The 24700-nt window shown below is 68.7% G+C and carries 21 protein-coding genes and 1 pseudogene; 15 read left to right on the top strand and 7 right to left on the bottom strand.

Annotated elements, in window-relative coordinates; genetic code table 11:
• The first annotated feature begins 5 nt into the window (after nucleotides 1-5).
• Nucleotides 6-1244 carry a PucR family transcriptional regulator gene (locus tag SALPAC2_RS0103335; RefSeq protein WP_018215217.1) on the top strand — a complete coding sequence of 413 codons (1239 nt, stop codon included), beginning with the start codon at nucleotides 6-8 and terminating at the stop codon, nucleotides 1242-1244.
• A gap of 58 nt (nucleotides 1245-1302) precedes the next feature.
• On the opposite strand, the gene SALPAC2_RS0103330 is transcribed toward SALPAC2_RS0103335, so the two are convergent.
• Together SALPAC2_RS0103330 and SALPAC2_RS0103325 are read right to left on the bottom strand one after the other, a co-directional pair.
• Nucleotides 1303-2076 (bottom strand): hypothetical protein, encoded by a 774-nt coding sequence (locus SALPAC2_RS0103330; protein WP_018215216.1) that lies wholly within the window; start codon nucleotides 2074-2076, stop codon nucleotides 1303-1305.
• Nucleotides 2076-3359 (bottom strand): VWA domain-containing protein, encoded by a 1284-nt coding sequence (locus SALPAC2_RS0103325; protein WP_018215215.1) that lies wholly within the window; start codon nucleotides 3357-3359, stop codon nucleotides 2076-2078. Before SALPAC2_RS0103325 ends, SALPAC2_RS0103330 begins: the two co-directional genes overlap by 1 nt.
• A 100-nt stretch (nucleotides 3360-3459) precedes the next feature.
• Between SALPAC2_RS0103325 and SALPAC2_RS0103320 the strand changes: the two genes are divergently transcribed.
• Nucleotides 3460-4710, top strand: coding sequence for an MFS transporter (locus SALPAC2_RS0103320; protein WP_026184368.1), 1251 nt, complete (start codon nucleotides 3460-3462; stop codon nucleotides 4708-4710).
• Nucleotides 4711-4737: 27 nt separating this feature from the next.
• Here the strand turns inward: SALPAC2_RS0103320 and SALPAC2_RS0103315 are convergent, their stop codons facing one another.
• On the bottom strand, nucleotides 4738-5871 hold the full coding sequence (locus tag SALPAC2_RS0103315; protein WP_018215213.1) for a beta clamp domain-containing protein: 1134 nt from the start codon (nucleotides 5869-5871) through the stop codon (nucleotides 4738-4740).
• A gap of 145 nt (nucleotides 5872-6016) precedes the next feature.
• A complete protein-coding gene (locus SALPAC2_RS0103310; protein ID WP_018215212.1) occupies nucleotides 6017-6430 on the bottom strand; it encodes a cold-shock protein in 414 nt (137 codons plus the stop codon).
• Between the two features lie 183 nt (nucleotides 6431-6613).
• Between SALPAC2_RS0103310 and SALPAC2_RS0103305 the strand changes: the two genes are divergently transcribed.
• The gene (locus SALPAC2_RS0103305; protein WP_018215211.1) at nucleotides 6614-7294 is read left to right on the top strand and encodes a formylglycine-generating enzyme family protein; all 681 of its coding nucleotides are present in this window, start codon (nucleotides 6614-6616) and stop codon (nucleotides 7292-7294) included.
• Here SALPAC2_RS0103305 and SALPAC2_RS24360 read toward each other — a convergent pair.
• A complete protein-coding gene (locus SALPAC2_RS24360) occupies nucleotides 7276-7905 on the bottom strand; it encodes a TetR/AcrR family transcriptional regulator (protein ID WP_018215210.1) in 630 nt (209 codons plus the stop codon). The genes SALPAC2_RS0103305 and SALPAC2_RS24360 overlap by 19 nt on opposite strands.
• Before the next feature lie 119 nt (nucleotides 7906-8024).
• On the opposite strand from SALPAC2_RS24360, the gene SALPAC2_RS0103295 reads away from it, so the two are divergent.
• Entirely contained in the window at nucleotides 8025-9500 is a 1476-nt protein-coding gene (locus SALPAC2_RS0103295; protein ID WP_018215209.1) for an MFS transporter, read from the top strand.
• On the opposite strand, the gene abc-f is transcribed toward SALPAC2_RS0103295, so the two are convergent.
• Nucleotides 9442-11034, bottom strand: coding sequence for a ribosomal protection-like ABC-F family protein (gene abc-f / locus SALPAC2_RS0103290; protein ID WP_018215208.1), 1593 nt, complete (start codon nucleotides 11032-11034; stop codon nucleotides 9442-9444). The genes SALPAC2_RS0103295 and abc-f overlap by 59 nt on opposite strands.
• Before the next feature lie 193 nt (nucleotides 11035-11227).
• On the opposite strand from abc-f, the gene SALPAC2_RS0103285 reads away from it, so the two are divergent.
• The 11 genes and pseudogenes from SALPAC2_RS0103285 (at nucleotide 11228) to SALPAC2_RS0103235 (ending at nucleotide 23008) form a co-directional block, all read left to right on the top strand.
• Nucleotides 11228-11812, top strand: coding sequence for a TetR/AcrR family transcriptional regulator (locus SALPAC2_RS0103285; RefSeq protein WP_018215207.1), 585 nt, complete (start codon nucleotides 11228-11230; stop codon nucleotides 11810-11812).
• Between the two features lie 241 nt (nucleotides 11813-12053).
• Complete coding sequence (locus tag SALPAC2_RS0103280) at nucleotides 12054-12896, top strand: HalD/BesD family halogenase (RefSeq protein ID WP_018215206.1); 843 nt, start codon at nucleotides 12054-12056, stop codon at nucleotides 12894-12896.
• Between the two features lie 120 nt (nucleotides 12897-13016).
• Nucleotides 13017-14822: a choline/carnitine O-acyltransferase gene (locus SALPAC2_RS0103275; RefSeq protein ID WP_018215205.1), complete on the top strand. Its 1806-nt coding sequence runs from the start codon at nucleotides 13017-13019 to the stop codon at nucleotides 14820-14822.
• A 207-nt stretch (nucleotides 14823-15029) separates the two neighbouring features.
• Nucleotides 15030-15401, top strand: a complete 372-nt coding sequence (locus SALPAC2_RS0103270) for a nuclear transport factor 2 family protein (protein ID WP_018215204.1) — start codon at nucleotides 15030-15032, stop codon at nucleotides 15399-15401.
• Between the two features lie 105 nt (nucleotides 15402-15506).
• Nucleotides 15507-16073, top strand: a complete 567-nt coding sequence (locus tag SALPAC2_RS0103265) for a hypothetical protein (RefSeq protein ID WP_026184366.1) — start codon at nucleotides 15507-15509, stop codon at nucleotides 16071-16073.
• A gap of 71 nt (nucleotides 16074-16144) precedes the next feature.
• Nucleotides 16145-17188: a sensor histidine kinase gene (locus SALPAC2_RS0103260; RefSeq protein WP_018215202.1), complete on the top strand. Its 1044-nt coding sequence runs from the start codon at nucleotides 16145-16147 to the stop codon at nucleotides 17186-17188.
• A complete protein-coding gene (locus tag SALPAC2_RS0103255) occupies nucleotides 17185-17841 on the top strand; it encodes a response regulator (RefSeq protein ID WP_018215201.1) in 657 nt (218 codons plus the stop codon). Before SALPAC2_RS0103260 ends, SALPAC2_RS0103255 begins: the two co-directional genes overlap by 4 nt.
• Nucleotides 17842-17997: 156 nt before the next feature.
• Nucleotides 17998-18920 (top strand): annotated as a pseudogene (locus SALPAC2_RS24355) (NADP-dependent oxidoreductase).
• A 166-nt stretch (nucleotides 18921-19086) separates the two neighbouring features.
• Nucleotides 19087-21021 carry a BTAD domain-containing putative transcriptional regulator gene (locus SALPAC2_RS0103245; protein WP_018215199.1) on the top strand — a complete coding sequence of 645 codons (1935 nt, stop codon included), beginning with the start codon at nucleotides 19087-19089 and terminating at the stop codon, nucleotides 21019-21021.
• Nucleotides 21022-21122: 101 nt separating this feature from the next.
• The gene (locus tag SALPAC2_RS0103240) at nucleotides 21123-21992 is read left to right on the top strand and encodes a helix-turn-helix domain-containing protein (RefSeq protein ID WP_018215198.1); all 870 of its coding nucleotides are present in this window, start codon (nucleotides 21123-21125) and stop codon (nucleotides 21990-21992) included.
• Nucleotides 21993-22234: 242 nt separating this feature from the next.
• On the top strand, nucleotides 22235-23008 hold the full coding sequence (locus SALPAC2_RS0103235; protein ID WP_018215197.1) for a class I SAM-dependent methyltransferase: 774 nt from the start codon (nucleotides 22235-22237) through the stop codon (nucleotides 23006-23008).
• 25 nt (nucleotides 23009-23033) lie between these two features.
• Here SALPAC2_RS0103235 and SALPAC2_RS0103230 read toward each other — a convergent pair whose 3' ends face one another.
• Nucleotides 23034-24485 carry an FAD-dependent monooxygenase gene (locus SALPAC2_RS0103230; protein WP_026184364.1) on the bottom strand — a complete coding sequence of 484 codons (1452 nt, stop codon included), beginning with the start codon at nucleotides 24483-24485 and terminating at the stop codon, nucleotides 23034-23036.
• Between the last annotated feature and the right edge of the window lie 215 nt (nucleotides 24486-24700).

The following is a 24700-nucleotide window of genomic DNA, read 5'->3' as shown; positions in this document are numbered from 1 at the left end:
AAGTTGTGGCCGAACGTTCCGAGGCGACCCGGCGGGCCGCCCGGCTGGACCTCGATGACCGGGTCGCCGGGGAACTCCGCAACGGGCTCGCCCTGCTCGCGGAGCACACCGTCACCGCGATCACCGCCGAGGTACCCAGCTATTCCGGCACCCTCACCGGGCAGATGCGGGACAAGATCGAGAATGCCGTACGGATCGCCCTCGGCACCTTCCTGCAACTCGTCGAACGCTCCTACGGGGCCAGCACCCCGCTCGTCCCCGCCGTCGAGGCCGCGTACGCGCTCGGCAGCGGAGAGGCCCGCTCCGGCCGCAGCGTGGACGCGCTACTCGCCGCGTACCGGGTGGGCGCCCGGGTTTCGTGGCGGGAGATGTCCGCTATCGCCGTACGCGGACAGCTGCCGGCCGCCACGGTGGCCGAGTTCGCCGAGCTGATGTTCGCCTACATCGACGAGCTCTCCGCCGCCAGCGTCGCCGGGCACGCCGACGAGTTGGCCAGTACTGGCCTCATCCGCCGCCGAAACCTGGAACGACTCACCCAGCAGCTGGTAACCGGAGCCGACGAAGAAGTACTGCTGCGCAGCGCGGAGCGGGCCGACTGGCCAACACCGCAGACCCTCACCGCCGTGCTGCTGCCCCGATCGAACCTACGCCCGGTACTCAAGCTACTCCCCGGACAGACGCTGGAGAGCGCCGACGACCTGCCCGGCGGTACGCCCGGCGACGAGACCGCCGGACTGCTCGTCCCGGACGCCCACGGCGACCGGCGACGGCAGCTTGCCCGACTGCTACGCGACCGGCGGGCGGTGCTCGGCCCGGCCCGGCCGTGGACCCAGGTCGCCTACTCCTGGCAGCGGACTACCCGGGCGCTCACCCTGGGTCTGCGCCCGGACGACGCCGGCGCACCCCTGGACACCGAGGCGCACCTAGCCGAACTGCTACTCAGCCACGACCCGGAAGGCCTGGCGGACCTGCGGGCACGGGTGCTGGCGCCGCTGGCGGCGCTGCCACCCACCACCGCCGAACGGTTGACCGAGACGCTGCGCTCCTGGCTGCTGCACCACGGCCGCCGTGACGATGTCGCCGCCGATCTCTTCGTACACCCGCAGACCGTGCGCTACCGCATGGGCCAGCTTCGCCAGCTGTACGGCGAGCGGCTCACCGACCCCGCCACCGTGCTCGACCTGACCCTGGCGCTGGCCTTCCCACCCCGCGCGCGGATCAACGAGCTGCTGCCGCAGGACTGATGTGACCAACTGGTCGGGAGGGCGCCCGCGGCCGCGGGCGCCCTCCCGACCTACACCGTCACCGACGACGGGGGCGCCGGGTCAGACCGAAGCCGACGACTCCAGCCACGGCAGCGAGGATGCCGCCGACCGTGCTCCAGGCCCAGCGCGAACCGAGCTCGGGCAGCCAACCGAAGAAGCCGTCGTCATCGCCCTCGGCTGGCTCCGTCGGTGCGGCGTCGAGTACGGTGCCGGCCTCGGTCGGCAGCACCAGCGGCTCCGCCAGCACGCCGTCGTCGCGGGACCCCTCACCCAGCGCTCCGACCAGGAGGTCAACCTCGATCGGCAGGCCCAGGTCCTCCTCCGGCAGTTCGGCCACGGAGAGCCGGACGTAGTAGGTCCCCGGCAACGGATCGGCTGACCACGGCTCCGCCCACGAGCGGACCTGCCGCAGGGTGCACCCGAGCGAGACGCTCTCGGCCTCGGCGGTGGCCGTCGGCGTCTGGGCACCGGCGGTGCAGGCCTGTCGCCGCCGCAGCCCGTCGAAGACCTCCACGGTCCACGTCGACTCGCCGCTGCGCCGCTTGGGGAACGACACGGTCGCGGTGATCTCGTGGCGCTCGCCGGCCACCGCCGGGAACGACCAGTACAGGTAGTCGCCGGTTGCGGCGTCCACCTGCACCGGCTGCCCGGCGGTGATATCGGTGGCGGTCAAGAAGGAGGTTCCCGCTCGGGTGACCGGGGTCGCCCCCGGTGAGGGCGTCGGAGTGGCCCGGGCCGCCCCGGGCGAGAGCAGCAGGGCCAGACCGACAGCGGCCAGGACGGCTCCACCCCGCATTGACCGGACCCGCATCACTTCTCCCTCCAGGTCGCTACCCACCACCGGGTGAGCACCCCGGACGCCAGTCCGGCCAGCAGACCAGTCACCGTCAACAGGATGAGCAGCACCACGCCCCGACCGAGATCCGGGGCAGCCGGAGCGGGCGAGGACGCGACCATGTCCACGGTCAACTCAACCGGCATCCCCGGCGAGGTCTGGGTCCCCGGCTGGGGTGCGAAGGCATTACTCACCACGAGACAGACGATGGTGGCTTCGGCCTCGGTCGTGGTGGACGGGGTTGGGGAGGGCTCATCCTCCGGCTCCTCCCCGGCCGACCAGCGCAGTCCCGCGGAGACGACATCGGTCCGACCGCTACCTGCGTCCACCCCACGCACCAGCTCCCGACCGTCGGTGGCCACCGCCCGCAGCAGCACCGCATGGTCGGGGTTGACCGGCCGGTCCAACGCCACGCTGACAGAGGCACGCAGCTCCTGCCCGGGATACACCGGCACCCGATACCAGCGATGCTCCGAGAACTTCTCCCGGTCGCTGTAGACGCCAGCGCCGAGCAGCGGGGCGTCGGCGCAGACCGAGGTGCCGGAGACCACGGCCGGCGTGACCGTGTGCGTGTCCTGCGCCCGGTCGACCAATTGCTTGATCCGCCCGGTCAGCTCGTCCGCGCTCTGCGCCGCGGTGTACGTGCCGCCGGTGGCCGCGGCGATGCAGAGTAGCTGCTGGCGTACCTTCTCGTCTGGCGCCAGACCGAGGGTGTCCACGATCAGCTTCGTCCCCTGCGCAGCCAGCTCTCGGGCCACCTCACAGGGGTCCGGCGGGGCACAGGTGTCCTCACCGTCAGTGATCAGCACTATCCGCCGGGCGGTGCTACCGGTGCCGAGATCCTCGGCGGCCGAGCGCAACGCCAGCCCGACCGGGGTGTATCCGGTCGGTCGGAGCGTCGCCACCGCCGCCTTCGCCTGCACCCGGTCGACCGGTCCGACCGGCACGATCTGCTGGGTGTCCTGGCAGCCCTGCTCCTTGTCGTCACCGGGATAGGTGGCGCCGAGGACCCGGATGCCCAGTTCGGTCTCGTCCGGTAACGCGTCCACCACTTCGTTGAACGCCTGCTGGGCAACCGAGATTCGGCTTCGCCCGTCGATATCGGTGGCCCGCATCGACCCGCTGACATCAAGGACCAGCTCGACCTTCGGTGGCTCGACCGGGGTCTCCCGATCCGCGAGGGCCGGTGCCGGACCAATCATCACGCTCGTCGCCAGCAGCCCGACGAGGGCTGCCGCCAATCGTCTCGTCTTGATCATCGCGCGCAGTCTATGGCAGCTCCACATCGGACCAATTCCCGGGTCCGGTGACGCAGATCACGCATGCTTCCAACCAGGACCATGCCTAGCGTCGGGGAACGTGGTTGATCCATTGATCGAAAATCAAGAACCGTCGACCGCCGGGCCGCCGGTGCGCCCACTCTCCCAGAACCGGGACTTCGTCATCCTCTGGGTGAGCCAATCAATTTCCGCGCTGGGTAGCGCCGTCTCCTCGGTCAGCTTCGTCCTGCTGACTCTGGCCATCACCGGATCAGCAGCACACGCGGGAGCCGTCGCGTCAATCGCCGCCATCACCACTGTGGTGTGTCGGCTCCCGGCCGGGTCGCTGGCGGATCGGCACGACCGACGACTTCTCATGATCGCGGCAGATCTGGGACGCGCGCTGGCACTGGGCAGCCTGGTCATCGCCATCATCGTCGACGGAACCACATTCGTCCACATTGCTGTAGTGGTGGCCACGGAAGCAGCCCTGGCCAGTTGCTTCCAGCCCGCGGAGACGGCTGCCCTTCGGTTTGTCGTGGCGCGAACGCAGGTGACCCAGGCCGCCGCCCGAAACGAATCCCGTACGCAGCTCGCGACGCTGGTCGGACCCGCCCTCGGCGGGATACTCTTCAGCGCCGGCCGGATGGTGCCGTTCCTGGTGGATGCCGTCTCCTACCTCGTCTCCGCAATGGGCCTGGCCCTGATCCGACGCCCCCTGCACCACCACACTCGGGATCACCCGCCACACCGGGGCCGCGGTTTCATCAACGCGGGTCTGCGGTGGCTGTGGCAGGAGCGGTTCGCCCGGGGTGCGGTGCTCTGGTTCGCCGGCGTCACCTTCGTCTTTCAGTCGATCGGGCTGGTCTGCGTCTTCCTGGCCGAGCGCCACGGCGCCGGACCGGTTGCCACGGGGCTGCTGTTCTCGATTAGCAGCATCGGCGGGTTGGTGGGCGCGTTAGCGGCACCCCGACTGGTCGCGCGCTTTCCGCCCCGGACGCTGATCATGGCGTTCGGGTGGGTTGCGGCGACGGTGACGCCGCTGTTGGCGGTGGCCCACTCCGCGTATCTCATCGGTGCCCTCGGCGCGCTGGTCTTCCTCCTCGCACCCGCAGCCAACGCCGCGATCATCGGCCACATCCTCACCCACGCCGAGCCCGCCCTCCAGGGACGGGTGAGTGCCGCCGTGCACCTCCTCGGCGGGAGCCTGCTACCGATAGCCCCCGCGCTCGCCGGCGTACTGGTGCAGTGGCTCGGCGCCGTCCCGACTGTGCTGCTGTACTCGTCACTCCTGCTGACCCTCGCGACCTTCGCGACGGCAGCACACAGCCTCGGCGTACGTCAGCGCTAAACGGCGGTCGCGGACAGCCAGCACAGGTCAGGTGGGCGGCGGCCCCCCCGAATCGGTGGAGCGCAGACGGGCGCACGCCTGCTCGCACGCCCGCTCAAGTCGTTCCGTGGCGTCGCGGGACAAACCACGTTCGGCTGCGGTCCAGGACGCCCAGGCATGGACAACGTCCGGAAGGACGTCACTCACCTCCGGATCACCGATGGCGTCCCGGCTCAGACCTGGCAGCCCCAAGGCAGCCATCACCCGCCGCGGGCCGACCCGCATCGGATGGGAGCAGGCCCGCTCGGTGAGCTGCTCGACGAAGAGGTCCACCGCCTGGCTCGTCGCGCCGCCCCCGGGAAGCTTGGAGCCGATGCTGGAGGCGAGGAACGCCCGCTTCATGAGTTCGACATCCACGCTGTCGGGCAGCAGGTCCGGTGGTGCGGCGGCGACACTCAGGGCCCGGGCCCGGGCCAGGGTCAGCGCCCGCATCTTCCGGTACGCAGCCGGCGCCGGATTCGGCTGGTAGTCCCGGTCTTCCAGCACCTCGTCCGAGGTGACGACCGCGTCCTCGAACAGCCGCCGGGCATACGCCGGGTCGACCGGCTCGGTGACCAGACCATCGACTCCGTCGGCACGGCGCAGGACATCCTGCAGCACCTCCACGTCCATGCCGAGGGTCAGCTCCCGAAACAGGCCACCATCGACGGCAAGGTCGATCATCGCCAGGATGCCGTGCTCATCGTCTCCGTCGTAGGAGAAGACGCACAGCAGGAAGGCGGTCTCGTCGAAGGGGTCGTGTGCCCACCAGCAGCCCTCCACCCGCACCCGGCCGATCGTGGCCGCCCAGGGGGCGTCGGGAACGCCCTGCCGAGTGAGCCGGTCGGCGTGCAACCCAGCCAGTTCCCGTTGTGTGTCGACCGGACTCATCGCCTGGAACGCCCGCAGCGCCGCCACCGCCGTCGGCGTCTCCCGCCGACCCAACTCCTGGATGACCCGGGCATCCTCGCGCGCGGCGACAGCCAGGGACGGCCCGATTCCCTCCGCACCCTGATGGGCGAGCAGCTGCGTCATCCCCTCCTCGATGCGCCACGGCGAACCATCCGCCATGATCGAGAAGTTCCACTCTACGAAGTCAGCGCCCGCAACGGCACGATCGATGCCCTGATCGCTGTCATCCATCCCCGGATTGTCGCAGCCGATCGATCACCAGACGACTACCTCGCCGCGCGCGGCGAGCCGTTACCCGCCCCCGGGGAGCGCAGCGACCCCCCGGGGCCCGCCCCCGGAGAGCGCGGGCCGCGGGAGGTCACAGCGCGCGGAGCAGTCAGTCCTCGACCCAGCCGTACTGGCGGGCCATGGCGACCAGCGCTCGACGGGCCTCGACGATCTGCGCACCGGTCATCGTGGGCACGTTCGCCAGCAGTAGCTCGGTCACGGCGCCGTCGAATTGCTCGACCGCCAACACATCGCACTCACCGTCCTCGTCGGACAGGGGCTGCGGGCGGCTCGGCACAGTGCGGCTCGGCGCCGGCGGGGCCGCCTCCAGCACCACGCTCGCGACCTTCAGGCCCCGTTCGGACTGCACAACCTCATAGCTCACCCGCATGCCGGCTGCGACCTGATGCCGCTGATCACCGAAGTCATTGGCGTGCACAAAGACGTCGTCGCCGCCACCGAACGGTGCGATAAACCCGTAGCCGCGAACGTCGTCGAACCGAACAATCGTCCCTTTTTCCACCACAATCCCCCAACAAAGACCAACCACCAACAACCGAAGCGCGCAACCCGCGGAAGGGTCCCACGCGCCGCCCAGCCTAGCGTCCCTGCCACCGGGACGGGACCCGACGTCAGCGGGATCGGCCCCGGCCGCGCCGGAAACACCGATGGCAGAAGCTTTGACCACGGGTACGATCGGCGCCTTGTGGACGGGAACCAGCAGGAACTGATGATCGTTGTCCCGGCGGGGCAGGTAACGCTCTCCGACCGCCGAACACAACGCCGATGGTCAGTCGACCTGAAGCCGTACGAGCTCGCCCGTTTACCGGTCACCCAGACCCAGTACGCCGCGATCACCGGCACCAACCCGAGCACGGCTCGCGGAGATCAACTGCCGGTCGAGGGGGTGTCCTGGTGGGATGCCGTCCGGTGCTGCAATGCCTGGTCGCGACGGGACGGATTGCTGCCGGCCTATCGGATCTCCGGCGACGAGGAGATCGAGTGGGACCGCTCCGCCGACGGGTACCGGTTGCCGACCGAAGCCGAGTGGGAGCACGCGTGCCGTGCCGGTACGACCGGCCCCCGCTACGGACCGCTGGACGAGATCGCCTGGTACCGCGGCAACTCGCGGGAACGAATCCACCCGGTGGGCGACCGGCAACCGAACGCCTGGGGCCTACACGACATGCTGGGCAACGTCTGGGACTGGTGCTGGGATCAGTACGACCCGGAGGTCTACGGCAGCTACCGGGTCCTCCGTGGCGGCGGCTGGTTCGACGAGCACTGGAGTTGCCGGGCCTCCGTACGGCGCCGCAGTCATCCGACCTTTCGCGTGGACGACGTGGGCTTCCGCGTCGCACGTTCCATTCACCCCGAGTCGGACTGACCTGGTGCCCGCGCCTCACCCACGGCGTAGACCGCGGAGATCGCAGCGAGCACCTGATCCCGGGCGGCCGCGGCTGGACGGACGCCGATAAGCACGTAGTAGGCCAGCCCTTCCGCGAGCGCCACCAGGGTTACGGCCACCTCCGCGGGATCAGTCCCGGCACGGAGATGGCCAGCGGCTTGGTCGCAGCGGAGCAGATCGGCGAGTTGGCCGTGGAGTGTGGCGTAGTCGCCGCGGAGGCGGGCGGCGATGACCTCGTCGGCCAACGCCACTGCGGTGAATGACTGACGTACCCGCAGGTGGGCACGGGTGACGGCGTCGTACGGAATCAGCTCGGTGAGCACCACGGTAAGAAGGCGCCGTCGGCTGAGGTCCTGCTCATCGGGGTTGGTCTTGGCGGCGATCCGCTCGCTGGACCGGGCGTTGCCCCGTTCGAAGGCGGCCTCGACCAGTTCTCGCTTGGTGGGAAAGTAGTGCTGCACCCGGCCGGGCGACACGCCGGCCTGCGCGGCCACCGCGACCAGGGACACGGCCGCCAGGCCACGTTCGGCGACAACTGCCAGTACCGCATCGGCGATCTCGTTGCGCCGATGCTCATGCTCGGAGCCCACTCCGCGGGTTCGACCGGTCGCCAACCCTTCCCCTTCCCCATCCAGGTTGCCCAGACGCTACGTCGTGGCTACGGTCTGCAGTATAGCAGTGTGGTTACACTGATTTAATTGGGGGACTCGTGAGGTGGTGGGACGGGGACAAGCCGGGCACGCAGCGCGTCCGGCGCCGCACCTCCGGCCGGGCTGTGCTCCTGCTGGCCTGCACCGCACAGTTCTTGGTGGTGCTCGACGTATCCGTGGTCAACGTCGCCCTTCCGTCCATCCAACAGGCCCTCTCCCTCTCGCCGTCCGGCCTACTCTGGGTGGTCAACGCCTACGCGCTGGTGTTCGGCGGCTTCCTCCTCCTGGGTGGCCGGTTGGCCGATGTGTATGGCCGCAAGCTGGTCTTGATCTCCGGGCTGGGGCTGTTCACGGCCGCGAGCCTCGTCGGCGGGCTCGCCACCACCGTCGGTGCGCTGGTCGGCGCCCGCGCGTTCCAGGGTCTGGGTGCCGCCACGCTGGCACCCGCCACCCTGACAATCCTCACCACGACATTTCCACCTGGTTCCGCGCGCAACCGCGCACTGGCGGTCTGGACCGCGGTCAGCCTGGCTGGCGGCGCGGCCGGGAACCTCCTCAGTGGCGCCCTCACCGCGTACCTGACCTGGCGGTCAACCTTGCTGATCAACGTACCGATCGGGACGTTCTGCATTGCGCTGGCAGCTGTCACGCTGACCGGAGGGCGGCCACGTGACCGGCTGGTCCAGCTCGACGTCAAGGGTGCCGCCCTGATCACCACCGCCCTGATCGCGGTGACCTACGCCCTCACGGCCAGCTACCCGCACAGCCAGCCAGGGCCGACCGCCGCAGCCGCGCTGGTCGTCGGCCTGACCTGCCTGGCCGCCTTCGTCGTGGTCGAGGCACGCGGCGCCGAACCACGACTCCTGCCGCTGCGGCTGCTGCGAAGCAGGGCAATCTGGCTGGGCAACCTGCTGATGCTGCTGGTCGGGGCCGGCTTCCAGATTCCGCTGTGGTATTTCCTGACCCTGTACCTGCAGCAGGTTCTCGAACTCACCCCGCTGCAGGCCGGGGCCGGGTTCCTACCACACACCCTGCTGATGATGCTGGTCGGAATGCGGGTGACCCCATGGTTGATGCGGCACTTTGCCGCACGGAGTCTGGTCGTCGTCGGCACCGCCATCGCCGCGGCCGGGTTCTGGTGGCAGAGTCAGATCACCGTCCACAGCACCTACCTGTCCGGCGTACTCGGCCCGGCCGTCGTGATGTCGATCGGCGGCGGGTTGCTCATCGTGCCACTGACCGCCGTGGTGACCTCTGGCGTCTCCGGCCCCGACGCCGGGGCGGTCTCCGGGCTGGTTAACGCCGCCAAACAGTTTGGTGGCGCCCTTGGCCTGGCCGCACTGATCGCGCTGACCAGTCAGCATTCGTCCAGCAAAGCCGAGCTCGTCAACGGCTACGCGCAGGCGTTCGCGTTCACCGCCCTCGTCTTGGCCCTCGTCGCCGTCGTGGCGTTCGCCCTACCCGCCGGGGCTACCCTCAGGACACCTCCCGGGTCTCGCCGGACCAGCGCCGGCACAGCCGGCGGTCGTGGCTGACCACCACCACGGCGCCCTGGTATTCCTCGAGAGCGGCCTCCAACTCCTCGACCAGGCCCAGCGAGAGATGGTTGGTGGGCTCGTCCAGCAGCAGTAGGTCGACGGGCTCGCTGAACAGCCGGGCCACCGCCAGCCGCTGGCGTTGCCCGGTGGAGAGCCGACCGATCGGCACGGTGAGGCTCTCCGGGGTGAACAGCCCAAGCGAGAGCAGACTGGAGCTGTGTTCCTCAGCCGGACCGGGCCGTCCGTGCGCGAAGGCGGCCAGCAGGGTCCGCTCCGGCTCGGCGGTGGGAACCTCCTGCGGGAGGTACCCGATCCGGCCAGAACGGGTCAGCTGACCACCGTCCGGGGCGAGGTCGCCGGCGAGGATCCGCAGCAGCGTGCTCTTTCCGGCGCCGTTCGGCCCCCGGATCAGCAGGCGTTGTCCCGTCGCGACGGTCAGTGTGGTGGGCTTGAGCCGACCGGCGAACGTCACCTCCTGGGCGGCCAGTAGCACCCCGGCGGCGGCTGTCGTATGCCTGGGTGGCTCGAACCGAAGCGGGTCGGGCGGCGGCGGCACCGGATCCTCCTGGAGGCGGCGCAGTCGTAGCTCCGCGTTACGGACGCGGCTCGCGACCGACTGCTGCACCCGGCCAGCGTTGCGGTCATAGGCGATCTTGTTGCGATCCTTCATCGCCCGGCCGGGCGCCACCTGCCGGGCCGTGGTCGCCGCGACCTCCCGCAGCCGGTCCGACTCCGCCTGCCACTGTTCGTACGCCTGCTGCCAGCGTTGCCGGGCCGCCGCCCGCTCGACCAGGTAGCCGGCGTACCCCGTGCCGTAGCGGACCAGGGTACGCCGATCCGCGTCCACCTCGATCAAACCGGTGGCGACCTGCTCCAGGAAGACCCGGTCATGGGAGACCACGACCGTGGTACCACGCCGGGAGCGGAGGTACCCCTCCAGCCAGCTCAACGCGGCGTCGTCGAGGTGATTGGTCGGTTCGTCGAGCAGCAGCACCTCGCTGTTGGCGGCCAGCACCGAGGCCAGGTGCACGCGCGCCTGCTCCCCGCCGGAGAGGCCGCCAAGCGGACGGTTCCGCTCCACCGCGGTCAGCCCCAGCCCGTGCAACGCCTGCTCCACCCGGGCGTCGGCCTCGTACCCTCCCCGCAGCTCGAAGGTGGTCGCCAGGTTCCCGTACTCGGTCAGGTCGTTCTGGTTGCCGTCGGCGAGCCGTGGCTCCAGTTCCCGTAACCGCGTCTCCATCGCCCGAAGGTCGGCCAGGGCGGCATCGATCGCCTGCTGAACGGTCCACTCCCCCGGCAGGTACGTGTCCTGGGCGAGGTACCCGACACCGCCGTCCGCGGTGACGGTCACCTGTCCACCGTCCGGATCCTCCCGGCCGGCGAGCAGGCGCAGCAGCGTCGACTTGCCGGAGCCGTTCTCGCCGATGATCCCCGTACGCCGGTTCGGGCTGATGGCGAAGGTGACGCCGTCGAGCAGAAGTCGATCGCCGTAGGCTTTGGTCACGTCATGGACGCTGATCTGGGTAGGCATGTGGATACTCCGAAGTGTCATGGTCGGGAACCCGCCGGAGCGGGAGGTCGGACACGGGGAACACTCAGCGGAGCATCACGCCTCCCTAAAGCTATGGATGTAGCGATAAGATGCTGACATGGCCCAGCCCCCGGCGACAACCGATAAAACCCCCCGCCGCCCCAACGGACGCAGTGCGCGCGTCCGCCGCCAGGTGCTCGACGCCGTCCGCGCGCAGCTGGTAGACGGCGGCTTCGACCTACTGACCATGGACGCCGTGGCCGATCGGTCGGGCGTACACCGGACCACGGTCTACCGGCGCTGGCGGGACGTCGGCGGCCTACTGGCTGACGTCCTGGCCGACGCGACCGGCGACGACTGGCGCCCGCCACAGACCGGTTCGCTGGAAACAGACCTCGCTGCAGTCAACTGTGAGGTCCACGCGGCACTAACCGCCGACCCGTCGGTCAGCACCGCGCTGATCGCCGCCTCGTTTCGCTCCCCCCAGGCAGCGGAGGCGCTGCAGACCTTCTGGGCCGACCGTTACGCGCGCTGTGCCGCCATCGTGCGACGCGCCATTGACCGCGGCGAGGTCCCAGCCGACACCGACCCGCACGCCGTGATCATCGCGGCGACCGCACCGCTCTACCACACCCTGGTCCTACTCCGGTCTCCCGCCGACAGCGGCCTCGCCACACGCTCGGCCCACCAGGTGAGCGTCGCCGCCCGCGCGGGCGCCTTCGCCCGCCCCAGCAACGAGCTCATGACCGCCGGTGCACCAGGATCCGGGGTCCGGTGAAGCCCGCAGAGGCCCGGGCGGCACCGGGCCGCCGGGATCATCGGCGGGGCAGCTCGACAGCCAGCACCACACCACGAAGTCCGTCGCGGGAGGCGGCAGTAAACCTGGCCGACCTCCGCCAAGTCGAAGTCTGCACATGCGGCTGTGAAAAAGCTAACCTACATGACGCTGCACGCCGGTGAATCCTGTTAGGATTCCGCAATTCTTCATGTCGCCGCCATTGAAGAAGGGAACCATCTGAATGCAGGACGTGGACACCGTGCGTTATCCACTGGCCGCCCCAGGAAGCGACGCATGGGAACGCGTCGTCACAAAAACCCGCGCCGACCTGCGCGACCACGGGTGCAGTGTGCTACCGGAGTTCATTCGGCCGACCAGCTGGGAGACGCTACGACGGGAAGGCGCCACCGTTGCCCCGTCAGCACACTACGACGTTACGGAAACCAACGTCTACAATACGAAACTCGATGCCGGTCTGCCGGCGGAGCACCCGGGTCGCATCATCATGCGCCGCGGCAACGCGTTCGTCCCGCGCGATCTGATCCCGGCCGACAGTGTCATCCACCGGCTCTACCGCGACCCGTCATTCGTACGCTTCGTCGCCGCCTGCTTCGAACTCCCCGCGCTCCACGAGCTCGCCGACCCACTCTCCGGCCTGGTACTCAACGTCGTGCAGCCCGGCATGGACCATCCGTGGCACTTTGACCTCAACGAATTCACCGTCAGCCTGCTGACCCAGGAGCCGGAGGACGGGGGCGTGTTCGAGTACTGCCCGAACATCCGTTCGGCGGGCGCGGAGAACTTCGACGCGGTCCGTGCGGTACTCACCGGCGCCGATCGAGCACCGGTACGAGCCCAGACTCTGCGCCCCGGTGACCTCCAACTGTTCAAGGGGCGGTACGCGCTACACCGGGTGAGCGCCGTGCACGGGGACACCGCCCGGCACACAGCGATCTTCGCCTACTCCCAGCGCCCCGGCGTGATGGGTAGTGTCACCCGTACGCAGCAGCTTTTCGGCCGGGTCCTACCCACGCACCGCGATGCCGAACGTCATGCGATTCGGGTTGACCAGCTGCTGGATTAGGGCTCACGAAAGCAACCCGACGCGTTTCCACCAGCCCGGAGGACTTCCGACGGCATACCCTTTGACCTCAACCACTGGCCCAGCAGACGGTCCGACGAGCAGCGCATTCCAGGAGGCCGAGTGAGTACGTTCGAGAACGAGGACAAGCTGCCCTCGGTACCGCTACCCACGCTGGAGGAGACCTGTGCCCGGTTCCTCGAATGGTCCGGGCCGCTGCTGACAGCGCAGGAGTTCGCCGACACCGAGGCCGCGGTGCGGGAGTTCGCGCGGGCCGACGGTCCGGGTCCGAAGCTCCACGCCGACCTGGTGCGGTACAACGAGGATGCCGCCACCCGCAGCTGGCTGGACGATTTCTGGCCGGCCCGCTACCTCGGCCGGCGCGACCGCATCGCGTTGAACGCCAACTTCTTCTTCCTGTTCCGCGACCCGCCGCTGCGCGGTTTCACCGACCCGCAGGTGGAGCGCGCTGTGCGGCTCATCGCCGCCACCGTCAACTACAAGGTCCAGCTCGACGCGGAACGCATTCCCCCTGCCGTGACCCGCGGGCAGCCGCTGTCGATGGAGCAAAACAAGTTTCTCTTCTCCACCACCCGCATCCCGGGACAGGTGCAGGACCGCGTCCGAGCACCGTACAGCGCCGAGATGCCCGGCCCCGCAACCGCACGGCACGTCGTGGTGTTCTGCCACGGTAACGCCTTCCGGATGGACGTACTCGGTCCGGACGGGCGCCCGTACTCCCTCGATGACCTGACCCTGGGCCTGCGGGAGCTGCAGAAGGCCGGCCTCGTGCCGGCGGCGATGACCACCGCGGCCGGCCATCTCACCACCATGGCCCGAGCCGAGTGGGCGGCCGCCCGACAGCGACTGGTCGCGCTCGACCCCAGCAACGCCGCGGCGCTGGAGACCATCGAGACGGCGCTGTTCTGCGTCTGCCTGGAGGACCTGACCCCCGCCGACGACCTGGCGGCCTGCGACCAACTGCTGCACGGCGACAGCGGCAACCGGTGGTTCGACAAGGCGGTTTCGCTGATCGTCTTCGCGGACGGCACCGCCGGCATCAACGTCGAACACTGCGAGCTGGACGGCACCACCATCCTCAGCTTCGTCGACACCATCCTCGCCGGAACACCGGAGGAACACGCCGCGCAGTCCGGTGCGGTGACACAGGGCGCGCCAGCGTTCGAGCCGGTCACCTTCGTACTCGACGAAGGGCTACAAGCCGAGATCGGCACCGCGGCACAATCCTTCGCCCAGTTCGGCGCCGACACCGCCACCGTGACCCTACCCATCGACGAATTCGGCGTGGACGAAGTCAAGCGGCTCCGGATGTCACCGGACGCTTTCGTGCAGCTGGGGTACCAGCTCGCACACAAACGCGCCAAGGGGTTCACCGGTGCCACGTACGAGTCCATCGCCACCCGCCAGTACTCGCGGGGACGAACTGAGGCGATGCGCGTCGTCACGCCGGAGGTGCTGCGGTTCGTCGAGGTCATGGACGATCCCGCCGCAGCTGGCGACGAGCGACGGGCGGCGTTTCGTGCCGCGGCCGACAAACATGTCGAGCGGGCGAAGCAGTGCCAGGCCGGTGCCGCACCGGAGCAGCACCTCTGGGAGCTACAGCTCATCCAGCAGCGGCGGGGGGCCGAACTCGGCGTGCCGGAGGCGCCTCGGCTCTACGAGACGCCGGGGTGGCGCACGATGCGCGACGACTACCTGAGCACCAGCTCGGCGCCGTCAACGAGCATCCGCTACTTCGGGTTCGGGGCCACCAGCAGCCGTTGCATCGGCATCGCCTACGTACTGCTACCGGACCGGTTCCACCTGTACCTCAGCACCCCACGCCCGGTCGCGGAGATGATGCACACGTTCGCCGACCGGCTCCGCGAGGCATTGCGTGAGCTGCGCGCCCTCCTCGACGAGCAGTAGCCGACCGTGGACTACCGGGATGCTGCCATGATCGATAGGAGGTCCAGACCCGGGATGACGCGGGTCCGTCGCGGCGACGAGCATCGCCCCAGGTCACCGAGGACCGGTTATTACCTGGCACATAATCGACACTCCGCCGCCGGGGGTGGGAATCTCCAGGGGCCACGGGAACAGCGCGTGGTTTCCGAGACCGGAGGAGCCGCAGTCATGAGTGACCTTGCCACCACCATCGGGCGGTACATCGAAATGTGGAATGAGTCAGACCCGACACGCCGGGCTGAAAAAGTGCGCAGTATCTGCGCCGAGAATGCGACGTACACGGACCCGATGGCACACGTCAGTGGACACGAGGCGATCAACGCCCTGATCGGGAGTGCCCAGGAGCAGTTCATGGGAATGACCTTCACCCTGGCCGGGCCGGTTGACATCCACCACGACATCGCCCGCTTCACCTGGCACCTCGCCCCAGCCGGGGCAGCCGAGCCGGTGGTCGTGGGCTTCGACATGGTCACGGCCGACGACGAGGGACGGCTCTCCGCGGTGTACGGCTTCCTCGACAAGGTGCCCACCGCCAGCTGACCGCGCAGCAACCGCTCGGTCAGCGGCCCGTACACCCCACGGAGATGCGAAACATCGCCGGCGTCGGCGATGTTTCGCCAACGCCGGCCGATGACGATCTACCGCATGCGGAATGCACTTCGAGCCCCCGTCCTCGCCCCCACGCTCATGGCCGTCTACGGCCTGGTCCGGCTCCTGGATGGACTGGATGGACAGCGCGGTCCCGGATTCTTGTGGACCTTGGGGCACCTCATCTTCCTGGTATCGCTGTCCCTCTTCTGGTTGGTGGTACTGGCTGCGCGTCGAATGACCGGAGGAGGGGTGGCGGCCACGGGTGCGGCGGCCGCTGGTTTGGCCGGGCTGGCCGGTTCGATAGCTCAGATTGGCATCGACATCGTGGTGGGGATCGCGGCCGACGATGCGGCCGCAATGCGGCAGATGTTCGGTGAGGTGCGGGCGGTGCCCGGTGTCGCGGTCGCCATCTACGGACTGGCACCAGCGTTATTCTTTGTCGGACTGCTTGCGCTGGTCATCCACCTAGCGGTGGTACGGACCATTCCGTTGTTCACTCCGGTGGTCCTACTTCTCGGAATCGGGGTCGCGGTAACCAGTCTGGACCTGCTGCCGATCGCGGGCCTGCTCGTTCTGGTCGCCCTGGCGCCCCTCGCCCGGCCTGTTCCTGTCAACCCATGAAAACATGTCGCACCGTGTGGTGGGACCGGATACGTTCGCCGTTCTCGGATGTCGCGCTGGCAGCTTGTGCCATGGTGGCTCAGCTCTGGCCGTTGCTGTCCCGGGACGGCCCATGGCACTGGTGGGGATATGCCGTCGCCGCTGGTTCGGCCCTACCGCTGGTAGCGCGGCGGAGAGCCGCGCTACCCGTACTGCTGGTCAGTTACTCCTTTAGCGCCTCGTACGATCTAGTGAGCGCAGTCGCACCGCAGCCGCTCTGGTACGGGCCGCTCATCGCCCTCTACACAGTTGCTATCCAGTCCCAGTGGTGGGTGCGGTGGGGGGCACTCGCCGCCATCCTCTGCGGCGGGCTACTTACGGTCGGCTCCTCGGATACGGCGTTTCGAGGGGTCATCGTCACCCTGACGGCGTACGCCCTGGGCAGGGCGGCGGCGGGAAGCAGGGCGCACGCCACTGCCCTGGTGGAGCGTGCCGCGTGGCTCGAGCGGGAGCGGCTCCTCGAGGCCGAACGCGCCGCGGAGCGGGAGCGTACCCGGATTGCCCGCGATCTACACGACATCCTGGCGCACACGGTGAGTCTCATGGTGGTGCAAGCAGAGGCGGGCCCAGTGGTGGTGCGTACCGACCCGAAACGGGCCGTCGCCACGTTCGATGCTATCGCCGACGTTGGCCGGGATGCGATGGATCAGCTGCGTCGCATGCTTGTAGTACTCCAAGACAAGCAGGGATCGGATGCTGCGCTCGCGGCCATCGAGGACCTACCCAGCCTCGTGCGGCAGGCGGCGGGGGCCGGCTTGGCAGTGGGTTATGAAGTCACGGGCGACCCCCAACCGATGGCGCCCGACCTGGCAATCACGACCTACCGAATCGTTCAGGAGGCGCTCACGAACATCGTCCGACACGCTGGGGCTTCCCGCGCCGACGTGCGGCTGAGCTGGCGCAAGCAGGAACTGACGATCGAAGTTCGAGACAACGGGCGGGGTACTGGGGTCAGCCTTCCGTCCGGCGGCAATGGCCTTGCCGGGATCCGGGAGCGTGTGGCCGCACATGGCGGGTCCGCATCGGCCGGTCCGGGTCCCACGGGCTTCACGGTATGTGCGCGGCTACCGCTGTGATCAGGATGGTGGTCGCCGACGACCAGGAACTGGTACGAGTCGGCTTCGCGATGATCCTGGACGCACAGGCCGACATTGAGGTGGTCGCCGAGGCGGGGAATGGCTTCGAGGCGGTCGCCGCTGCCCGAGAGCACCGTCCCGACGTGGTGCTACTCGACATTCGGATGCCGGGCCTGGACGGCATCGAAGCAGCCCGGATCATCGGCGTCGAAACCGTCTGCCGGATGGTTATGCTGACGACCTTTGACCAAGATGACCACATCTTCGATGCGTTACGCGCCGGTGCCAGTGGCTTCCTACTCAAGGATGTGCGGCGCGATGATCTCGTGCACGCCATACGCGTGGTGGCAGCGGGTGAGTCACTGCTCGCCCCGTCAGTGACCCGGCGCCTAATCGACCAGTTCACCTCAACGGATTCCACAGGCCTACTGCCCATGGAGCGGCTGGCCGTGTTGACCAACCGAGAGCGGACAACCCTGCAGATGCTCGCGGAAGGGAAGTCGAATCCAGAGATCGCGGCCGCGATGGTGGTCAGCACACACACCGCGAAGACGCACGTCAGTAACGTGCTCACCAAGCTCGGTCTACGCGATCGGGTCCAGGCTGTGATCGCGGCGTACGAGACCGGCCTGGTCGTGCCCGGGCAGCGGTAGCGGTCGCGATGCTGACCCTTGACCTACAGTGGACTTTAGGTTTCATACTTTCCTCAGCCGCCGGGTCGCCGGGGCACCTGGATCCGAGCACCCGGCATCACCCCGAGTCGAAGCTCCCCAGATCCAGGGACACCGAGACGAGAGAAGTGATCCCTGATGAAAGCTGCCGCCCTGAACTCCTTCGGTGGGCCGGAGGTTCTGACGCTGACCGAGGTCGCCAGCCCGCAGGCCGGCCCCGGCCAACTGCGCGTCCGCATCCGGTCGGCCGGGGTCAACCACTTCGACACCGCCATCAGGAAGGGGTGGGCACCGCCGACGGTGGACAACTCCTTCCCGGTCGTACCCGGCAACGAGTACGCGGGCGTCGTCGACCAGGTGGGCGAGGCGTCACCGGGCACTCGGTGGGGGACAACGTCCTCGGCTACTGCACGCTGGGTGCCTACGCCGAGTACGTGGTGGTCTCCCCCGAGCAGGTGACGGCCAAGCCGGAGAGCATGCCCTGGGACATCGCGGGCGGTTTCTCCGCCAACGGAGTCGGCGCGCACATGTGCCTGCGCGAGATGAAGGTCGGACCTGGCGACACGGTCCTGATCCACGCTGCGGCGGGCGCCCTGGGCACCTTCGCGGTCCAGCTGGCCCGGGCCCGGGGAGCGAGCACCGTCATCGGTACGGCGAGTGAGGCCAACCACGCTTACCTACGGTCGATGGGCGCGATTCCGGTGACCTACGGCGATGGACTGGTCAAGCGGGTACGCGCCCTGGCACCTGACGGGGTGGACGCCGCCCTGGACATCGCCGGCGACCACGCGCTGCGCGCCTCGGTGGAACTGGTCAAGGACAAGAACCGGGTCCGCACCATGGTCTCCGACGAACTCGCCGCAGAACTCGGCGTTCCGGCTGTAACACCAAAACGGTCCAACGCCCAGCTCGCTGAGCTGGCCGGGCTCCACGCACAGGGCAAGCTCAAGCTGCACCTCCGTCAGGCGCTCCCACTCGCGCAGGCCGCTGCGGCACACCGCTCGATCGAGACCGGGCACGGGCGGGGGAAGATCGTCCTCCGCGTGGAGTCCACATCGTGAACGACATCGAAATTCGCAGCCATACGACCGGCACAGGTCCAAAATCGATCATTCCAGGGAAGCCAAAATTGAAGATCGGCACCGAACAGCCACTTCAGGTGCCCCGAAACCCACATTAAAATAACGCACGAACCGAGCGCGGCGACACCACAGCTTCGGGGGAAACATGAGGCGGATCGAGATCGACCCCCAGATTCAGATCCTCGGCCCCATCCAAGCGACGAGCTGCGGCATTGAGATCGACCTGGGCCCTCCGAAACAGCGAGCAATTCTCGCCCTGCTGGCGCTCCGGGCCGGACGACACGTACCACTCGAAGAGGTGATCGCCACGCTCTGGGCGGGACCGTCACCGGCCCGGGCCGCCAACCTCGTACACACCTACGTCGCCCGGCTCCGCCAGGTGCTGGAACCGGACACACCACGCCATCGACGAACCAACGTCATCGCCTCGGTACCCGGCGGATACCGGCTGGCTGTCAACGTCGGGCAACTCGACCTACACGCGTTTCGTGCCGAAGTCCGGGAGGCGGCGTCCCTCCACGAGCGCGGCCAGTCGACGGGCGCCTTCGCCCGCTTCGGCGACAGCCTTGGCTGGTGGCGAGATCCCCAGGTCAGCGAGCTGGCCGCACTCCTGATCGAGCAGGACGATATCGGTCCGCTGCGGCAGGAGTTCCTGGCCGCGGCGCTCAACTATGTCGGCCTCGGGCTGGAGTTGGACCGGCCGGAGGCAGTCCTGCCCGTTGCCGAACAACTGGCCCTGACCGAGCCACTCAACGAGCGGGTGCAGGCCCGGCTGTTGCAGACGCTGGCCCGAATCGGGCAGCGGGCTCACGCCATCGAGCGGTACGGCGAGGTCCGCGGGCGGCTTCGGCTTGACCTCGGGGTGGACCCAGGGCCCGAACTGTCCGGGGCGTACCGCGAGGTGTTGGAGGCCCGGCTGACCTCGTCGTCCATCCACCATTCGATCCCGGCGCACGCCCCACCGTGGCGCGGGGCGGCGCCCCTGCTCGACGAGCTGACCGGACGATCAGCCGATCTTGCGGCAGTCAACGACCTGCTCGACAGGTATCGCCTGGTGAGCCTCACCGGTCCGGCCGGGGTGGGCAAGTCCGCGCTCGGCCTGGCCGTCGCCGAGCAGCAGCGGGCGCGGCACGCCGACGGGGTGGCGGTGGTCGACTTGACGAACGTCCGCACCGGTCCCGCGCTCGAGCGGGCGGTGATCGCCGTGGTCGCCGCTCCACCGCGACGAACGACGGGACCACCCGTGCCCCTGGTACGTCAGCTGAACGACCGACGACTACTGCTAGTGATCGACAACGCCGAGCTGGTTACCGACGCGACGGCCGACCTGGCGGACGAGCTGCTCCGGGGTTGTCCCGGCCTCACCGTCCTGTTGACCTCACGCGAGTTGCTCGGGATGCGGTACGAGGCGGTGTATCCGGTCCGGCCGCTGCGCACCGATCCGGAACCAGGTTCGTCGGCGCCCCCACCCGCGCAACAGTTGTTCGCCCGGCGGGCCACGCAGGTCCGGCCGAGCTTCCGACTCGACGAGTCGACCAGGCCGGGGGTCACCACGGTGTGCCAGGCCCTGGACGGCCTCCCGCTCGCCATCGAGCTGGCCGCAGCGTGTCTACGGACGCAACGGTTGGACGCCCTGGTTAAGGTCGTCGCCGATCCACTGCATTGGCTCCGGCCGCCGCGGCGAGGGGTGCCGAGTCATCATCGGTCGCTACACGCTGCTGTGCACCGCAGCGTCGAGTTGCTCGACCCGGCGGAGCTGCGCTGCTTCACCGGGCTCGGGGCGATGCCCGCCGACTTCGACCTGGCGACCAGCGCGGGCACGGGTGCCGGCACGGGCGCGAATGCCGGCACGGGCGCGAATGCCGGCGCAGCGCTGATCGGTGATCTCCGCGCCGTGCAGGTGCTCCTGGACCGATTGGTCGACAAGTCGGTGCTGGAGGTTCGGCACGGTCCCGCCGGCCGGAGCTACCACATGCTCGGCACGGTGCACGCAATGGCGCGGCAGCTGTTTCAGGAGGGTGGCCGCCCGGGGGTACCGCCCTCAGCGCGGTGCAGCTGCCGCTGCCACCTCGGCGATTGAGTCCGGGACAGACGTAATCCTCGTAGCGGCTTCAAGAATTGTTCAAGGAGGTATCAGCAGAATTTTCGGTGGGTGCCCGAATAACCGTACCGGGGGCGCACATGAATTCAACCTCAGGCGTCTCGCCGTACCTTGCGGACCAGGCCCGAAAGGCAGCCGCGGCACAGGCGATCGACTACATGCGCCGGCATCTGGCGGAGCCGCTGCAGCTGGCCGACCTGGCTCGGGTAGCGCCGTTCAGCCCCTTCTACTTCCATCGACTGTTCCGAGACGTGACCACGATGACTCCGGCCCGTTTCCTCGCCGCGCTACGCATGGCGGAGGCACGGCGGTTGCTGCTGCACACGGATCGGACCGTCACCGCGATCAGCCGGTGCGTCGGCTACACCAGCACCGCCACCTTCACCACCCAGTTCTCCCGGCTGGTCGGTACCACGCCGGGCTACTTCCGGCAGGTGGCCCGGCTGCTCGATGGTCGCTGCTGCCACATCCTTGCGGACCAACTCCACCGTACGGCCGCAGTGGTGACCCGCCCCCGGCTCACCCTGCTCGTGCCCGACAGCGAACCCGGCGATCTGGTGCTGGTGGGCCTGCGCGGGAAAGGGCGGAGCGCCGACGTACCGACCGCGTGGACGGTGGCCGTCGGCGGTTCGGCCGTTCCGGTCGTCGCCCGACCCAGCTCCTACCACGCCCAGATCGTGCTGGCGCGGGCACACCGCACGCTGATCAGCTCCCTGGTCGACGAGGATCCGGCGAGCTACCTGGTCGGCACCGCCGAGGTGGAGCTGACCCAGCGCGGCGCGACATTCGGCCGAATCCGGGTCGGACCGCGACGGCCCACCGATCCACCGGTGCTGGCGATCGGCCCGGTCGGCCGAGTCATCGAGACGTTCGCCTGCCTCTCCGAACCGCCACGATGGCCGGACTCACCCCCGCTGGCCGCCGTGCCCACCACGATGGCCAGCGCATAATTTGCCCTCATACGAGAAGGCAACGGCCAACTGACCCGGAAGTGCTGCAGTTGAACAGAGCGCGGAGTCCGCACACCCGCAAATTCACCATTCGCATGCCGGCTCACCTCGGGAAGTACCGCTGGGCCAGTACCAACCCACCCTTCTCCTGTTCGGGCCCGGCACCAGTGCCGTTGTGCCACCGACAGCCCTCCCCTACGCTTTCGCCCATCATGTCACCCCCTCACGGCGGGAGGTCGATAATGGACAAGAGTGATAGCCCGGATCTGCGGTCATTCGCACACGACTCACCGACCGAGACGGAGACAGCGCTACGGCTGACCAAACTCTTGGCCACCGCGCCGATTCCACCCGAGGAAATGATCAATAATCTGCCGCTCTTCCTCCGCCGACATCAGCTGACCGACCTACTCTCCATGGACGCGCTGTACCGGCAGGTCCTCGACGTCCCCGGGGTGATCATGGAGTTCGGGGTCCGGTACGGCCGCCACCTCGCCACCTTCGCCGCCCTCCGCGGCGTCTACGAGCCGTACAACCCGCTGCGACGCATCGTTGGCTTCGACACCTTCACCGGCTTCCCCGACCTCAACGACGTCGACCGGGTGGGCCCGACCGCGTACGAGGGTCGCTTCGCCACCCCGCAGGGCTACCCGACGTACCTGCGGGAAGTCTTGGACGCACACGAACAGAGTGAATTCTTCGGTCACGTCACCCAGCGCAGCGTGCTGGTCCAGGGCGACGTACGGGAAACCGTGCCGCGCTACCTGGAGGAGAACCCGCAGACCATCATCGCCCTGGCCTACCTCGACCTGGATCTGTACGAACCGACGCGGGCGGTCCTGGAGGCCATTCTGCCGCGCCTGACCAGGGGTAGCATCGTCGCCTTCGACGAGGTGGACAACCCGAAGTGGCCCGGCGAGAACGTCGCCGTACGGGAGGTGCTCGGGTTGGACCAGGCGCCGCTACGGCTACTGCCCGGTCGACCGGCCCCGGCCTACCTGGTCTGGGGAGACTGAGCGGGGTGGGACTACCTGGACCAGGTCACGGCGCGGGCCGGGCGGTACCCCAGGCGGTCAGGGCCTGGTCCAAGTCGGGCCCGGTGGAACCGGCCCAGGCGACATACCCGTCGGGCCGCACCAACATGGGTGTGGTCGGCTCCGCCGGCCGGAACGTCACTAGGTGGTCGTAGCCGGAGCCGCTCGGAGCCGGATCCACCAGGACGAAACCGCCACCCCGCAGCGCCGTGTACAGCCGGCTCCCGTCCTGGGCGGCGAGGTCGGGGGCGCGCTGGCCGACCAGCGGATGCGCGCCACGGGCCGCCGGATAGCGTACGCCGATCCCGCTGAGCCGCATTCGCAGCTGGTCGCCCAGGGGACGCACGGCGATGCCGGCGCGGAAGAGTCCGTTGCGGGCCGCCCGTGCGAGCGCGGAACGGAGGATCACCGCCCGGATCAGCCCGCCACTGGTACGCAGCACCATCCGACCGACCGGCCGGCGCTCCGCCTCGTACGTGTCGAGCAGGCTGTCACCAGCCCGCCCCTGCACCACGGCAGCGAGCTTCCACCCCAGGTTGGCGGCGTCCTGCAGACCGGTGTTCATGCCCATACCACCGGCCGGCGAGTGGACGTGGGCGGCGTCACCGGCGAGCAGCACCCGCCCCTGCCGGTAGGCGGTTGCCTGTCGCTCGTCGCTGTGGAAGCGGGACATCCAGCGGGGACTGTGCATGCCGTAGTCAGTGCCGGCGATCCGGCGCACCAGCGTGGCGATCTCCTCGAGGGTGACCGGCGTGCTGTCGGGCGGTTCCCAGTTCGGGTCCCACGCCATCACCCGGTACCAACCGTCGCCGAACGGGACGATCAGGCAGAAGCCATGCTGGTTGCCCAGGACCGTCAGCACCTCCGGCGGCGACTCGGTGAGCTGGACGTCAGCCAAGATCAGTGAACGGAGTACGGCGTGACCCGGGAAGTCCAGGCCGAGCTGTTCCCGCACCGTGGAGTGGCGTCCGTCGGTGCCGACGACGTACCGGCCCGTCAACGTGTGGACGTCCCCGTCGCGGTCAACGGTCAGCTGCACCTCACCCTGACCTGACTCGATCTTGATCACCCGAGCACCACGGATCAGCTCGACCCCACCCGCGACGGCACGCTCCAGCAACAAGCGCTCCACCTGGTACTGGGGGGTGACGAGCAGGAACGGAAAGCGGGTCGGCAGCGATGCAAGGGACACCGACACCGAGCCGAACAACCGGAGCCGGCCCAACGCCTTGCCGGTGTCGACCAGTTGGTCGGCGAGCCCACGGGCGTCGAACTGTTCGAGCGTCCGGGCGTGTACCCCGAACGCTCGGGTCAGGTTCGACTCCTCGCGGCGCTTCTCCAGAACAGCGACCCGCACCCCGGCCGCCGCGAGATCACCGGCGAGCAGCAGCCCGGTTGGTCCGGCTCCGACAATCACGACCTCGTACGTGGTTTCGTCCATCGGATCAGCCACCTCCACACTCCGTTGCGCGGGATCGCCCTGAGTCAGGAACGTGCGAGAACTCGTTCCACTCTCACCGGTGAGCCTACGCAGACGGGCATCGCCGCCACCAGAGAGTGACGACTGTGGCTTCGATGACAATAAAAATGTGGCGGTTGGGTCAGCTCCGCTGCTAGCGCTTGCCGTCCATGGTGACCTTTGGGTGGTCAGACACCGCTACCGACGTTGGGCCG

The organism is Salinispora vitiensis, from assembly GCF_000378825.1.
Classification (GTDB): domain Bacteria; phylum Actinomycetota; class Actinomycetes; order Mycobacteriales; family Micromonosporaceae; genus Micromonospora; species Micromonospora vitiensis.
This window is presented reverse-complemented; position numbering and strand designations above follow the sequence as displayed.

Coding starts and splice junctions, on each gene's coding strand:
- SALPAC2_RS0103235 (WP_018215197.1), top strand. CDS start 22,235: ATGGACAAGAGTGATAGCCCGGATCTGCGGTCATTCGCACACGACTCA.
- SALPAC2_RS0103325 (WP_018215215.1), bottom strand. CDS start 3,359: ATGATCAAGACGAGACGATTGGCGGCAGCCCTCGTCGGGCTGCTGGCG.
- abc-f (WP_018215208.1), bottom strand. CDS start 11,034: ATGCCTACCCAGATCAGCGTCCATGACGTGACCAAAGCCTACGGCGAT.
- SALPAC2_RS0103240 (WP_018215198.1), top strand. CDS start 21,123: ATGAATTCAACCTCAGGCGTCTCGCCGTACCTTGCGGACCAGGCCCGA.
- SALPAC2_RS0103270 (WP_018215204.1), top strand. CDS start 15,030: ATGAGTGACCTTGCCACCACCATCGGGCGGTACATCGAAATGTGGAAT.
- SALPAC2_RS0103330 (WP_018215216.1), bottom strand. CDS start 2,076: ATGCGGGTCCGGTCAATGCGGGGTGGAGCCGTCCTGGCCGCTGTCGGT.
- SALPAC2_RS0103265 (WP_026184366.1), top strand. CDS start 15,507: ATGCGGAATGCACTTCGAGCCCCCGTCCTCGCCCCCACGCTCATGGCC.
- SALPAC2_RS0103280 (WP_018215206.1), top strand. CDS start 12,054: ATGCAGGACGTGGACACCGTGCGTTATCCACTGGCCGCCCCAGGAAGC.
- SALPAC2_RS0103315 (WP_018215213.1), bottom strand. CDS start 5,871: ATGGATGACAGCGATCAGGGCATCGATCGTGCCGTTGCGGGCGCTGAC.
- SALPAC2_RS0103245 (WP_018215199.1), top strand. CDS start 19,087: ATGAGGCGGATCGAGATCGACCCCCAGATTCAGATCCTCGGCCCCATC.
- SALPAC2_RS0103260 (WP_018215202.1), top strand. CDS start 16,145: ATGGTGGCTCAGCTCTGGCCGTTGCTGTCCCGGGACGGCCCATGGCAC.